The following is a 13,500-nucleotide window of genomic DNA, read 5'->3' as shown; positions in this document are numbered from 1 at the left end:
CCGGAAGCAGCGGCCTGGCGTCTAGCCCGCCCCGCGGCGCAGCGCCAGGCCCAGCCGCGCCCGCGCCTAGCGGCGTGCTCGCGGCTGCGCAAGCGCTCGCCGGCGTAGGCGCCTGGGCCGCATGGCTGCGCCTGCTGCAAGCCCTGCCGCCTCGCGGCGCGCTGGCGTTGCTTGCAGCGCTTCCGCCTGCGGCACGCTGCGGGCTGCTGCGCGCACCCGCGAGCGTCCGCGAAGGGCTGCTTGCGCTATGCGGCACGCCTGACGGCACGCAGCAGCCCCACGCGGACGAAGTGTCCGCCTCGGAGCTCACCGCTCACGCGCTCCTCGCGGGCACGCTCGCGCTGCTCGCCGGGCGGCAGAACCTGGCGCGTGAATGGGCCGAGTTGGCCCAACTCACTGCGCGGCAACCTGCCGCCACAGGTCACCCGGCGAAGACAATCCCGCCGGGCCTGCAAACCCTGTTGCGCCTGACAGCACCCGGCGCAGCCTCTGCTGATGAATACACCAACCAGTGCAACATGTTACTGGTACACCTATAATTTCCTTTAATCCTTAATCCTTAATCCTTAATCCTTAATCCTTAATCCTTAATCACTAATCTCTAATCTCTAATCTCTTATTTCTAGTCTCTAGTCCCGAACCTCCAACCCCTGTACATCCCCACATATTCCCGCACTAGCCCATCCAATTGAAATTGCAAAAGCAACGGAGCTACCGGTAATCGGAGCATTGCCCGAACCGTGTATTGTTCCGTTGCTAATGGGTCGAGCCCGTAAGCCCTCAATCTTCCACTCTGCACTTAACTCAACGTAACCCAATTCGTTTCAACCTTTGCATATCACCGCTCGAAAACAGCGGATCGGCGTGCCATACATGTCAGACCAGATGGCATCGTCCGGCTCGTTCACGTTCAGCTTATCTTCAATGGTTAATCCGGTGACAGCCATAATCGTCTCTAGCAGATCAGGCCGCATCTCGGGCACATCGAAGGTAGCGATTAACTGTCCGTTTGGTTTCAGCACCCGAGCGAATTCACGAAACGCCCGCAGCATCGTGCCTGTATCCAGATGCTCCAGTACAGAGATACAGAACACCCGATCAAACTTACCCGACTCGTACGGAAGCTGTGCCAGATTGGCCTGTGCACGGTGCAATCGGACGAGAGTTGATTCCGGCAGATCCTGAGCGGCTTGCTCGCCAAAATCAGAAACGATATCCAGTCTTATCGCCTCTTCAGACAAAATACGTTCATCCCAGTCACAGGCGTGAACCTCACGGCAGTGTTCGGCAAGCCAGAATTTGAACGGATGGGAGATGCCGCAGGCTGCATCAAGGACGACATCATCCGGACGTGCAAACTGCCGGGCCCATTCATATTCGTAGGGACGGCTCCACCATGCCGGATGCAGTGGGAAGACCAATGTGTCCGTTTTAGGATCACTTTGCCGAATGTATCTTGATTCCATGAATTCCGTTGCCTTGGGCGTATCCATCATCCCCGAATTCCCTCCTTTAATCCTGTCTCTGCCAAAAAAGATTCCAACACCGTGCTCCACCGGCTCCGCCACCTGGCAAGATCATAGGATAGTGCAGTCTCGCGCGCATAGATTCCCAGTCGTTCTCGCTCGGCCCGATCCTGTACAAGACGTACCAGAGCGGCGGTTAGTTCCTGCTCACCAGGAGGTACCAGTAGCCCATTAAAACCATCCTGAATCAGATCATTCAATCCGCCAACATTGGAGGCAATTACCGGAAGTCCACAGCTCATCGCTTCCAGACAGGCATAGGAGGTGCCTTCCGAGAACACGGTTGGAATTACGGCGATATCTGCCTGATGGTAGGCCTCCCGAATATCCCGGAAATCATACGTGCGCTGGTTAATTCGCTCCGCATGTGGATGAGTACGATGCCAGTAACGAAAGACTCTCCCGACCGTGCTGCCTTCGACCAGTTCCCCGGCAAATTCAATTTCCAGATCCGGAAAGGCTCCAAGTAGTTTATCTGCCGCCAACATCATTGGAATAATACCCCGTTCCATGCTGATGCGGCGTGGATAGATAATGCGAATTGGGCGGGGAGAGGTCATCCGGGCATCCACAGTTTTCTTTTCAACCTGTCCCTGAATCGGACCATTAATCTGATACTCAGCATCTGCTTCTACTAGAATCTCCGTAGCGCAATCCTTTGAATGCCGGTGGTTATGAGCAAACCTATACGTTGCGCCATCTGCCTCGACTTCTTCCAGTTTCGATATATTCAAATGGAAATCTACCGTTTCTTTCCCCTCTCGTTCTTGATCGCTATCTGTATCCTCACCTCCATCTCTGTTAGCCTTACCACTGTCCGCTTCATCACGACTCGTTCCCCCCTTGCCTTCTACAGCTTGCACCCCTGATATAACTGCACCAACATTTTCTTCATGACTCGCCAGATCATTCTTCCATGCGAAAAGCCATTCGTCTTCCTGTTCTTGCTCGAAGGTCCGTGTTGGTGGGGCTGGTGTGAAATAGGACGTATCCACTGCATTGGGAATCAGGACAACCTGTCTTGGGTCGGTATAGGTACAAGCGGCCCGGCAAAAGGTCTGGAAATGGGAATCCACGGATACAATGCGCACGAGTCCATCCAGAGCCAGTTGAATATGTTCCGCGACTTGTTGTTTGGTCTCCAGTGGCAGTCCGGGACGATCCCAGTTAATGCCGTGACAGATGCCAAGACTGCCGGGTTTATAGGTGATGGGTTGCCACAGACAGCTGGCATAGATCACTGGGCCGCGCGCTGCTGCTGCCATCCGGTCAAAGGCTTCCGGTACATTATCCATATCGTACGAATAACCAAATACGTCAATCTGCTCCGTCCGAGTCTGGAATGCTTCAAAATAAGAGAGCTGATGAACCTCGGGAATATGCCCGAGTCCTCGGATGACACTGCACAGATCCAGAATATAGCGTTCCAGTCCGCCACCAAATACACGACCGAATTCCCGGTTATACCCATCGGTGAAACTATGCGTCAGAATACTCACCACGCCCATCTCACGGTCCCTCCTTCCAGGGAATCAGCCGAGGTTCCGGATCGAGAATAGACTCGTAATGTGCAAGATTGCCCCACTCACCGCTAGGATCAATGCGCTTGTAACGCAAATATTTACGAACCCGGTCCTCCAGACTGCCGGCCCAGCCGAGATGCTGAACCTTCAGTTCCGTACTGACCCCAGGCAATACAGTGCAGGACAAGGGAAGACGGGGAACGTGATGATTCTGTTGTGGATAAAAATAAGGATATCCAGGCATATACCGTACAAGTGAAGCGGTATGCCGTTTGTGCAGAGACCAGAGATCATCTTCCCGGTAGTGGGTCCGGCCACCCCACATGTCGTAGAAACGGAATGCAAACCAGTCAGCATACTCCTGATTAATCAGAGTACGTATGGCTTTCTTGGCCTCTGAGCTGTACAGCTCATCCGCATCAACCGAGAGCAACCAGTCGGGACATGTTCCCGCAGCCGCTTGCCATAAGGTGTTGCGAAGCCGCCATTCCTCGGCGAACAGTGGTTTCTCCAATACCTCCAGACGGACCACCTTTGGATAGGCTTTGCATATGTCCGGTGTTCCGTCAGTGCTGGCATCGTCCACAATCACGATCTCATCCACGAACTCACTCAGATCATGCAATACTTCTTCAAGGTATCGGCCGCGTTCATTGCGAACCTGGAGCATGGCGGTCAGCTTGTTGCCTTTGCTTTTGCGAACCCGACGAATGGAGAAGGGTTCTTTGAATACACTTGTTTCCTCTTGTGTTATAGCTGCACTCTGTTCTTCCTGACCTTGTGTGTCGCCCCAGTGATGCACTTGGCTTCGGATGTCCTGCGTTGGTTGTGTATGATCAGGGGTGTGATCGCCATTTTCCAATGCGTCTGTATGTGTTCGATCGACTGTTTCGGTTGGCGTGTAAGTGGTTTCGGTTCGGATATTCCTGTGCACCATTGGCCCATTCAACTGTTGCCTACGCTTCTTTGGGTCCAGCATCATGGCACCTCCCCAAGCAATTGCTGTACAGCATGATCCAACAGCTCCAGCTCGACAATCCGGGCCAGCGCATCTTCATCCTCCAGTGCTGTCTCAAGGAAATGTCGGACTGCCCCGTGTCGTTCCCCTCGCAGTGCCAGCGCACTACCGGATAATTGCTGATAATCCCGGCGACTGGCATCATCCTGAATATCGACTGCATGCACCAGAGCCAGTGCTTCTTCCACACGTCCAGTCTCCTGGTAGATGCGGAATTTCCAATGTCTCGCCGTTTCTCCGCCAAGTTCGTCCAGGATACGCAGGGCATTTCCGTAATCATCGTTTATACGCAGTAGTTCCGCTCGTACAAGTTGATCTTCTCCCGCCTCAAGCCAGCGACAGAGCTGTTCATAATGATGCCGTTCTTGTTCATCGGCTGCACTAATTCCGTACACCCGCAGGGCGTCCTCCAAGTTCCCGGCCCGGGCATGGATGGCAGACAGGAATCTATAGTGGGAGACTACACAGTCACTGCGACCATTCAAGACCGCATGGGAGAATGCCTCTTGAAGTGAATGGATAGCCCGAGGATCTTCAAGCAAGTACTCATAGGCTGCCAGCAAAAAGGATATCGTCTCATGTGCACCTGCTTTGGCACGCAACTGACGGTAGAAGTCGGCACGTACACTGCATTGAAGCAGGGTGACGCTATCCGGAGTGCCTGACAGGATCTGCCGCAGCGCATGCAAGAAGAGCAGTTCGTAGTCCCGGAGAGGGACTTCGAGATCATCCTTTTGCATCGTACCCGCAGGTGCAGGGTCTTCGCCGCCCAGCCAGATAGCACGTACGCCTTGGAATAACAGCTTCATATAACGTGTTTCGGAGGATGTGCCTACCAGATCGGCGATGCCGACCAGTTTGGAAATACTGCTCTCCCATAGCGGAGATTCTGCTTCGTTTCCAGCAGGCTCAGGGAGCAGGGCAATACATAGCTCAGGCTCTAGCGAAGCTGTAGCCATTAGCCAGTAGGGATGGGCGACTACGGCTACGGTGCGAGGTTCCAGCAATAGCTGCTCGGCTTCAGGGAGGGAGATGATGGTAATGACCGGAGGTACATCTTCTGTTTGCGTCAGGCTGCTGACATAGTAGACCTCTCCCTCGATCGACAGCAGTGCAGCAATATCGGGATAGGGAAAGGATGACCAACCTCCTTTGCGAGGGAAGAGAACATACCGGACAGGAGGCTGTGTTGTACTGGCCTTATCCAGGCTGGCTTCGGTGTCTTCACCTGGTAGTGGTGCAGGTTTTTCCATGAATAGTTCACCTCACCTTGACTGTAATATGGAGCGTCATTCGCTCTGCTTGTGTTTCATGCTTTCACTTCATATGTAAAGCCCTCACGGTACTTCGCATGATATGCCTGAGACTAACATATGGGCATTCCGTCCTAAACATGAGTATCTTCCATGAATAGATGAAGTTGGCAAGCTGTGATAATAGGCTGAATTTTATCTTTTGTGTGACCAGGATCACTTTTTTTTGCTCTAGAGACGAAGATTGTGATAATTCTCACATGTATAAAATAGGTAATCTGGCACAATACGTTCATCAACGTATTTGGCGGACAGACAGCGAAGGTGCAGCTTCAATGCCAAATACGCATACTGCGAAGTGAACAGAAAGAAGGGGTAACGGTATGGATCCGATTATGTTATCGCGTATCCAATATGCACTTACAACGATTTTCCATTTCTTTTTTGTCCCGCTATCCATCGGTCTTGTACTGTTGGTTGCGATCATGGAGACGTTGTACGTTGTTAAGGGGAAGGAAATCTACAAAACGATGGCCAAGTTCTGGGGCAAGCTGTTCCTGATTAACTTTGCCGTCGGGGTTGTTACAGGTATTCTGCAGGAATTCCAGTTCGGTATGAACTGGTCCGAGTACTCCCGATTTGTCGGGGACGTGTTTGGTGCGCCACTGGCTATTGAAGCGCTACTGGCGTTTTTTATGGAGTCTACATTTATTGGATTGTGGATATTCGGATGGGATCGTTTGTCCAAAAAAGTGCATCTGGCCTGCATCTGGCTGGTGTTTGTCGGCACATTCCTGTCCGCGCTGTGGATTCTGGCAGCCAATTCATTTATGCAACATCCTGTTGGGTTTGAGATTAACAACGGCCGAGCCGAGATGAATGATTTTTTTGCACTCATCACAAATGGTCAGCTTCTCGTTGAGTTCCCACATACAGTCTTTGGGGCATTGATGACAGGGGCCTTCGTCGTAACCGGGATCAGTGCCTACAAATTGATGAAAAAGCAGGATGTGGAGATCTTCCGCAAATCGTTTAATATTGCGATCATTATCGCTCTTGTTTCTTCATTCGGCGTCGCATTCTCGGGTCACTTCCAGGCGCAATATCTGGTGGAGACACAGCCGATGAAGATGGCAGCAAGTGAGGGCACATGGACAACGACAGAAGATCCGGCGCCATGGACGGTGGTCGCTTTTATTGACCCGGATAAACAGGAGAGTACGGGTGAGATCAAAATCCCTGGATTGCTCAGTTATCTGTCCTACAGCAAGTTCTCCGGTAGTGTCAAAGGTATGAAGGAGCTTCAAGCTGAGTATGAACAGACGTATGGACCGGGGGACTACATCCCGCCGGTACGGACAACATTCTGGAGTTTCCGCATTATGATCGCAGCGGGTGGTTTAATGATTGCATTGGCGCTATACGGTACATTTCTAGCCATGCGTAAGAAGCTAGAGGTCGCTGGAAAGTGGTTTATGCGTCTGATGGTGTTCGCCATCTCCCTGCCGTTTATCGCCAATACGTCAGGTTGGATTATGACCGAGGTAGGAAGACAGCCATGGACAGTATTTGGCTATATGACAACCGAAGCTGGGGTCTCGCCGAACGTATCCGCAGGAACGATCCTGTTCTCGACCATCGCTTTTACCGCTGCGTATACGGTTCTCGGAATCGTGATGGTATACCTGTTCGTACGTGAGATCAAAGCAGGACCGTTTGCGGTCGATAAGCCGGAAGATCACGATGAATCGGCCGATCCGTTCGGCGTGGATGGAGGTTATTCCGTTGTCACTAAGTGAGTTGTGGTTTTTGCTGATTGCCGTATTGTTTGTTGGTTTCTTCTTTTTGGAAGGTTTTGATTTTGGTGTGGGGATGTCTACAGGCATTATTGCCAAAACAGATCGTGAACGCCGGACCCTGATTAACTCAATCGGTCCGTTCTGGGATGGTAATGAAGTATGGCTGATTACGGCAGGGGGCGCGATGTTTGCTGCCTTCCCGCACTGGTATGCCACGTTGTTCAGTGGTTTTTACCTGCCACTTGTGGTGGTGTTACTCGCCTTGATTGGCCGCGGAGTTGCTTTCGAATTCCGCAGTAAAATGAAACAGCAGCGCTGGCGCAAAACATGGGACATCATCATTGTGGTCTCCAGTGCGCTTTTACCGTTCCTGTTCGGCGTGGTTTTTGCCACGCTGATGAAGGGTCTGCCCATTGATGGGGAGATGCAGTTGCGTGCAGGATTCCTCGATATTGTTAATCCGTACACCGTGATTGGTGGCTTGAGTGTAACCCTGCTGTGTCTGGTTCATGGATTGCTGTTTGCATCACTACGAACAGTAGGTGATCTCAGAGAGCGTGCCTTGAAGACAGCGCAAAAATTGATGCTGCCGCTGGCTGCACTACTCGCTGTTTACGCGTTAATGACGTATTTCATGACCGATGTGTTCGCCGTACGCGGCTGGGCTCTTTGGATCATGGTTGTACTTGGCGCAGTTTCGCTTGCACTTGCGGCATACTTTGTTCGTCAGAAGCGTGAAGGCTGGGCTTTTGGTATGACAGGGGCAGTGATTGCAATTGCCTTTGCCTCGGTATTTATCGGACTTTTCCCAAGAGTGATGGTGAGTTCCTTTGGGGCGGCATATGACCTGACTGTATACAACGCCGCATCCGGCGCTTATTCATTGAAAGTAATGACCATTGTAGCTTGCGCATTGCTGCCGTTTGTTCTCGGTTATCAGATCTGGAGTTATTATATCTTCCGCAAACGTCTGAACGAGCAGCACCACTTGGAGTACTGATATGGGACGGGGGCTGATGAAGCTGCCGGGCATCCGGCCGGTACTTGCGCTGGCCTCAGCGCTGGTGCTGCTACAGGCGATGACGATCATTATGCAAGCCAAATGGCTGGCACAGGCCATCACGGCATTGTTTGAAGGTTCATCCGTAACGGAGCAGTACCCGGTACTGCTGCTGTTCCTGGCTGCTTTTGCCGCCCGCTACGCCCTATCCTTCTGGTTACAACTCGTGACTTCACGATATGCGGAGAAGACAGGGACTGATCTGCGTAGACAGATGGTGGAGCAGTGGTTCAGACTTGGACCGCGTTATGCGAAGACGGAGGGAACAGGCCATCTGGTCACACTGGCACGTGAGGGAACAGCTCAATACAAGACGTATCTCGAACTATTCATTCCTCGCATGCTAGGCATAGGATTCACACCTATCGTCATTCTGCTGTATGTGTTCAAGCTGGATCTGATGTCCGGGGTTATTCTGATGCTGACACTCCCAATCCTGATCGTGTTCATGATTCTGATTGGTCTCGCTGCGCAGCGGAAGATAGACGGACAATTCAGATCTTACAAAGCACTCGCTAACCATTTTGTTGATACCTTGCGTGGACTAGAAACGCTAAAAACATTGGGACAGAGCAAAACACATGAAGGGTCCATTTTGCGGGTCAGTCAGCGGTATCGGAAAGCAACGATGTCTACTCTGCGCATGGCTTTTCTTTCTTCGTTTGCACTCGATTTCTTTACGATGTTGTCCGTTGCTTCCGTAGCAGTTGGTCTGGGATTACGTCTGACAGAAGGGCATATGCTACTTGGCCCTGCGCTGACGGTACTGATCTTGGCACCCGAATATTTCCTGCCTGTACGTATGCTCGGCGCTGATTATCATGCCACATTGGACGGTAAGGAAGCTGGAGCGGCTATCAACCAAGTGATTGAACGGGGGAAAGCTGCTGAACAGAAACAAAAAGAAGCCTATGCAAATGTTGTTGCGCATGCGGACATGGCAGAGGATGGGACGGGATATGCATCATTGTCTTTGGGTAAAAGGAAAGCCGCTACTTCGACCATACGTGTCGTGTTGAATGATAAAATGGCTGCGGGGCATCTTGCTCCTGATTCTGCTTCTGTTTCTACTACTCCTGAGCTTGTTTCTTCCTCTTCCTCAGTGTTCTCTTGGAATGAGAGTAGCAGACTAGCACTAACGGATGTACAGGTACGGCATGATGATGAAGGTCCTTATTCGCTAAAGGATGTCACATTTCAGATCACGGGTCTTGGCAAAATCGGTATTATTGGTGCCAGCGGAGCAGGCAAGTCCACGTTGATTGACGTATTGGCTGGATTTCAGCTGCCTACTTCGGGTCAAGTACTGGCTAACGGCCAGCCGGTTACACCAGATATGCTCGAATCTTGGCAAAGACAGACGGCAGCTATCCCACAGCATCCGTATATTTTCAGTGGAAGCCTGGCCGATAACGTTCGTTTCTATATGCCGGAGGCTTCGGATGCGGAAGTGGCCAAGGCCATTAGCGCAGCTGGATTAACCAAGCTTCTGACCTCATTATCCGGTGGGCTGCATGAGCTCATTGGGGCTGGCGGCAGACAACTCAGTGGTGGGCAGGAGCAACGGGTAGCGCTGGCAAGAGCCTTGCTTAGTAAACGCAACATTCTGTTGCTTGATGAACCGACAGCACATCTGGATGTGGAAACAGAGTATGAACTGAAGCAGACGATGTTGCCGCTGTTTGAAGGAAAACTTGTATTTTTGGCTACCCATCGTCTGCATTGGATGCCACATATGGATCGAATTATTGTCATGGATGGCGGCACAGTGGCAGAGACGGGAACACATCAGGAATTGCTGGCACGACAAGGTGTATATTATCAGATGATTCAGGCCCAGATGGAGGCGATATAAAATGAAGTCCGGATATGAGCATATGGAGACCGTCCGTAACGAAAAAGAAAAAAATAGCTGGATTGCTCCGTATGTGGCACAGTACCGCTGGAGATTCATCGCAGTTATTGCGCTAGGTACATGCGCTGCACTGTGTGCGGTACTGCTGCTGTTCACCTCCGGATTTCTGATCTCCAAGTCTGCGCTGCGTCCTGAAAATATTTTGATGGTGTATGTACCTATTGTTGGTGTACGTGCATTTGGGATATTCCGCGCCGTGTTTCGATATATCGAGCGATTGGCAGGACATGATGCCGTACTGCGGGTGTTGGCCGATCAGCGGGTGAAGTTATATCGCATTCTGGAGCCGCAGGCCCTGTTCCTGCGTTCTCGTATGCAGACCGGGGATGTACTTGGAGCACTCGCCGATGATGTGGAGCGGCTGCAGGATATCTATCTGCGTACAGTCTTCCCCGCCGTTACCGCGCTCGTGATGTACGGTGGGGCTATGATTGCCTTTGGCAGTGTTGATCTGGGATTTGCGGTATGGATGGGTTTGTATATGTTATTTCTCGTTGCCGTGTTACCTGCGATCTCCCTGAAAGTGACGTGGAAATGGCGTGTACGGCTGAAAAAGGAAAACAGCAGGTTGTATACCCGTCTGACCGACGGTGTACTTGGACTGGGAGATTGGCTTGCAAGTGGACGAGCGGCCGAATTTGTTCAGCAGCAGGAAGAAGCGGAGGAACAGGTCGACGCGATTCGTCGCAAGTTGCGGCGCTGGACACGCTGGCGTGATCTGATGGCTCAGTCTGTCATTGGCCTGCTGGTGGTATCGGTTACGTTATGGGCCGGAAATGCCGCTTCTATCGGGCAATTGCCTGCCGTGATGATTGCTGCTTTTGTATTGGTATTATTTCCGCTCACGGAATCAATTCTGCCTGTAGGGGATGCGGTGGAGCATCTTCCCCAGTATCGAGAATCGCTGGATCGCTTGAAACAACTCGAAGGGAAAGGGTATCTTCCGTTGCAGAATGGAGTTGGTGATGCGGATGGAACGGGCGAATCGATCTCTGTAGTAAAAAACGGCAACGTGATGGCCGGACAGACATCGGAGTCCTTGCCAGCTGCGAATGTTATCCCGGACAGACGAATTCGTCTTCGCATTCCACCCAAACTCAGAGCAGACATCGAGATTAATCTCGTAAGTTATCGTTATGCAGCGGATGATTCCTACGCCGTACAGGACGTATCCCTTCATCTGCCACAAGGCAAACGATTAGCTATTCTTGGACGAAGCGGCGGCGGCAAATCAACCTTGTTGAAGCTGATTCAGGGGGCATTACTTCCGTCTGCGGGGAAAGTTCTGATCAATAATATGCCTGTGCAGACCTTGGGTGAGAGTGTCACTGATGTCATCGCAGTACTGAATCAGAGCCCACACCTGTTCGACACCACGGTAGCCAATAATTTGCGGATTGGTCGTCCACATGCAACGGATGAGGAGATTCGTCAGGTGGCCGCGCAAGTAGGGTTATCCGGTCTAATCGAATCTTTGCCGCAGGGATATGATACGCCAATGCTGGAGACGGGCCTACGTTTCTCCGGTGGGGAAAGGCAACGGATCGCTCTGGCCCGGGTACTGCTTCGGGAGACGCCTGTTATTATATTGGATGAACCAACCTTAGGGCTTGATCCGATGACGGAACGAGAGTTGATGCGCACCATCCTGGACAACTTGCAAGGCAAAACGATGATCTGGGTCACCCATCACCTGATTGGTGCGGAACAGATGGATGAACTTATTTTTATGGAAAATGGAAAGATTGCCATGCAAGGTTCTCACGAACAATTGCTGGCTGGGGAAGAGAGATACCGCCGTCTCATTGAACTTGATCGACCCGGATGGTCTGACTTGCAGACAGTAGAGGGCAAGCTGCCTACTGCCGCTTCCAGATAGCAGGAACTTTCTCGGCAAATGGAAGCGAATAGCGTGTCTCAGGTTCATTAAAACAAAATAACACAAACAAGGGACGTCACCTGTCATATTCATGACTTATGGGACATCCCCTTTTCGTTTCTTGATGTGGAGTTTTATAAAAAATCGCTATGTCTATGATGTGAATTGATCTGCAGTAGCCAGTCCCAAAGACTTAACGCTCAGATTTCCTGTGCCAGCAGCATGGCTGTGCCACAGGATTGACGTACAACCAGTTCCGGCTCTACTTTAATGCAACGATTATCCATTTGTTTGTTCATCAGATCAAACAGAATCATGGCAGCAAGGCGGCCAATTTTGTCCGTATCCTGCTTGACGGTTGTTAGCGGTGGATCGGTATAACGGCAGGCTTCGATGTCATCACAACCTGCCACAGCTATATCTTCTGGAATGCGCAACCCCACTTCCTTAAAGGCGCGAATAGCTCCAAAGGCAAGTAGATCTGTGGCTGCAAACACGGCACGTGGAAGAGTTTTGCAGGCGAGCATTTTCTTGGCCGCTTCGTATCCATCCGCTGCGGCATAATCTTTGCTGTATACAACCCACTCGGGCTTTTCATCAAGACTAAACTGATTTAGTGAACGTTTGAAAGCCATCTCTCTCTGTTGCATCACAAGAGAGGCGCGCTCCAGCCCGATAAAACCAACATCTCGATAACCGTTCATATAAAATTGTTCTACAACTTTGGTTGAGATCTTATCGTTATCGGACATGATGTAACAGGAGCTTTGTCCTGTTAGCTCGATATCTATTCCGATACAAGGAATCGGGCTGGCATCCAGGTCGAATATGCTGCTCTCGACCTCATCCCCCGCAATAATAATACAGCCATCCACTTGAAAATACTTGGATCTCGCCAAGTAGTCCTCACCCTGATCCAGAAACTTCTCATTCGAGAAGAAGAGTAGATCGTATCCAAGCAAGCCAATTTGTTTCTTAAACGCATTGATAACCTGTACGAAGAAAGGGTGGCTGAAATCCACGTTCAGCTTCCCTGCAAACACAACGCCAACGAGGCTGGATTTTTTGGTTGCCAGTGTTTTGGCTGAAGAAGATGGACGATAGCCTGTCTCTTCCATAATTTTAAGCACACGCTGGCGCGTTTCCTCGCTAATATCTGGATAGTTATTGATAATCTTGGACACCGTGGCTACAGACACGCCGGCTAAACTCGCTATCGTTTTGATATTCATAAACATCCCTCGGATTCCTAAACTGGTTTCGTAAACTGGGGCTGTATCGGTTTTTTCGCTTTCTTGCAAGTATTCTATGCTACATAGACCGGAGAGTCAACAGCAGAGAGAGGGTTTCACACTTGAAATGATATGCATCCATAGGTATTAAGTGATCAAGGATGTTTGTTGCGAAAATAAAGACTAATTTTAGCTCGTAATCTTAATTGTTTTACAGATTTTTAGTCCATTTAAAGGAAAACCGGGCTATCTGGGGCTGTATATGAAATTATGTCATGTGCTGTGTTTCGTAACT

At 50.9% G+C, this 13,500-nt stretch carries 10 protein-coding genes; 5 read left to right on the top strand and 5 right to left on the bottom strand.

Going from position 1 to position 13,500, the window contains the following annotated elements; genetic code table 11:
• A partial coding sequence (locus C161_RS01835; RefSeq protein ID WP_036667940.1) for a hypothetical protein occupies nucleotides 1-539 on the top strand: 539 nt, incomplete at its 5' end.
• A gap of 285 nt (nucleotides 540-824) precedes the next feature.
• Here the strand turns inward: C161_RS01835 and C161_RS01830 are convergent.
• From C161_RS01830 to C161_RS01810, 4 genes are read right to left on the bottom strand one after another with little or no spacing between them, the layout of a single operon-like run.
• Nucleotides 825-1,496 carry a class I SAM-dependent methyltransferase gene (locus C161_RS01830; RefSeq protein WP_084649987.1) on the bottom strand — a complete coding sequence of 224 codons (672 nt, stop codon included), beginning with the start codon at nucleotides 1,494-1,496 and terminating at the stop codon, nucleotides 825-827.
• The gene (locus C161_RS32875) at nucleotides 1,493-3,034 is read right to left on the bottom strand and encodes a glycosyltransferase family 4 protein (protein ID WP_235193711.1); all 1,542 of its coding nucleotides are present in this window, start codon (nucleotides 3,032-3,034) and stop codon (nucleotides 1,493-1,495) included. The genes C161_RS01830 and C161_RS32875 overlap by 4 nt, the downstream gene beginning before the upstream one ends.
• Before the next feature lies 1 nt (nucleotide 3,035).
• Complete coding sequence (locus tag C161_RS01815) at nucleotides 3,036-4,031, bottom strand: glycosyltransferase (protein WP_235193710.1); 996 nt, start codon at nucleotides 4,029-4,031, stop codon at nucleotides 3,036-3,038.
• Complete coding sequence (locus C161_RS01810; RefSeq protein ID WP_036667938.1) at nucleotides 4,028-5,320, bottom strand: tetratricopeptide repeat protein; 1,293 nt, start codon at nucleotides 5,318-5,320, stop codon at nucleotides 4,028-4,030. Before C161_RS01810 ends, C161_RS01815 begins: the two co-directional genes overlap by 4 nt.
• A gap of 383 nt (nucleotides 5,321-5,703) precedes the next feature.
• Here C161_RS01810 and C161_RS01805 point away from each other — a divergent pair, with 383 nt between their 5' ends.
• Genes C161_RS01805 through cydC form a run of 4 tightly spaced genes read left to right on the top strand, consistent with a single transcriptional unit; the run spans nucleotide 5,704 to nucleotide 11,973 of the window.
• Complete coding sequence (locus C161_RS01805) at nucleotides 5,704-7,119, top strand: cytochrome ubiquinol oxidase subunit I (RefSeq protein WP_036667936.1); 1,416 nt, start codon at nucleotides 5,704-5,706, stop codon at nucleotides 7,117-7,119.
• Nucleotides 7,064-8,119, top strand: coding sequence for a cytochrome d ubiquinol oxidase subunit II (cydB, locus tag C161_RS01800; RefSeq protein ID WP_235193709.1), 1,056 nt, complete (start codon nucleotides 7,064-7,066; stop codon nucleotides 8,117-8,119). The genes C161_RS01805 and cydB overlap by 56 nt, the downstream gene beginning before the upstream one ends.
• Nucleotide 8,120: 1 nt before the next feature.
• A complete protein-coding gene (gene cydD / locus C161_RS01795) occupies nucleotides 8,121-10,034 on the top strand; it encodes a thiol reductant ABC exporter subunit CydD (protein WP_036667931.1) in 1,914 nt (637 codons plus the stop codon).
• A gap of 1 nt (nucleotide 10,035) precedes the next feature.
• A complete protein-coding gene (gene cydC / locus C161_RS01790) occupies nucleotides 10,036-11,973 on the top strand; it encodes a thiol reductant ABC exporter subunit CydC (protein ID WP_084649984.1) in 1,938 nt (645 codons plus the stop codon).
• A 200-nt stretch (nucleotides 11,974-12,173) separates the two neighbouring features.
• On the opposite strand, the gene C161_RS01785 is transcribed toward cydC, so the two are convergent.
• Nucleotides 12,174-13,205, bottom strand: coding sequence for a LacI family DNA-binding transcriptional regulator (locus C161_RS01785; protein WP_036667984.1), 1,032 nt, complete (start codon nucleotides 13,203-13,205; stop codon nucleotides 12,174-12,176).
• Nucleotides 13,206-13,500: the final 295 nt, after the last annotated feature.

This window comes from Paenibacillus sp. FSL R5-192 (assembly GCF_000517845.1).
Lineage (GTDB): Bacteria > Bacillota > Bacilli > Paenibacillales > Paenibacillaceae > Paenibacillus > Paenibacillus amylolyticus.
The sequence above is the reverse complement of the archived record's forward strand: the minus strand, read 5'-3'. Positions and strand labels throughout refer to the sequence as shown.

What these genes read in the sequence shown, in the direction of transcription:
- cydB (WP_235193709.1), top strand. Translation starts at nt 7,064, where the DNA reads ATGAATCGGCCGATCCGTTCGGCGTGGATGGAGGTTATTCCGTTGTCA.
- C161_RS01815 (WP_235193710.1), bottom strand. Translation starts at nt 4,031, where the DNA reads ATGATGCTGGACCCAAAGAAGCGTAGGCAACAGTTGAATGGGCCAATG.
- C161_RS32875 (WP_235193711.1), bottom strand. Translation starts at nt 3,034, where the DNA reads ATGGGCGTGGTGAGTATTCTGACGCATAGTTTCACCGATGGGTATAAC.
- C161_RS01830 (WP_084649987.1), bottom strand. Translation starts at nt 1,496, where the DNA reads ATGATGGATACGCCCAAGGCAACGGAATTCATGGAATCAAGATACATT.
- C161_RS01810 (WP_036667938.1), bottom strand. Translation starts at nt 5,320, where the DNA reads ATGGAAAAACCTGCACCACTACCAGGTGAAGACACCGAAGCCAGCCTG.
- cydD (WP_036667931.1), top strand. Translation starts at nt 8,121, where the DNA reads ATGGGACGGGGGCTGATGAAGCTGCCGGGCATCCGGCCGGTACTTGCG.
- C161_RS01785 (WP_036667984.1), bottom strand. Translation starts at nt 13,205, where the DNA reads ATGAATATCAAAACGATAGCGAGTTTAGCCGGCGTGTCTGTAGCCACG.
- cydC (WP_084649984.1), top strand. Translation starts at nt 10,036, where the DNA reads ATGAAGTCCGGATATGAGCATATGGAGACCGTCCGTAACGAAAAAGAA.
- C161_RS01805 (WP_036667936.1), top strand. Translation starts at nt 5,704, where the DNA reads ATGGATCCGATTATGTTATCGCGTATCCAATATGCACTTACAACGATT.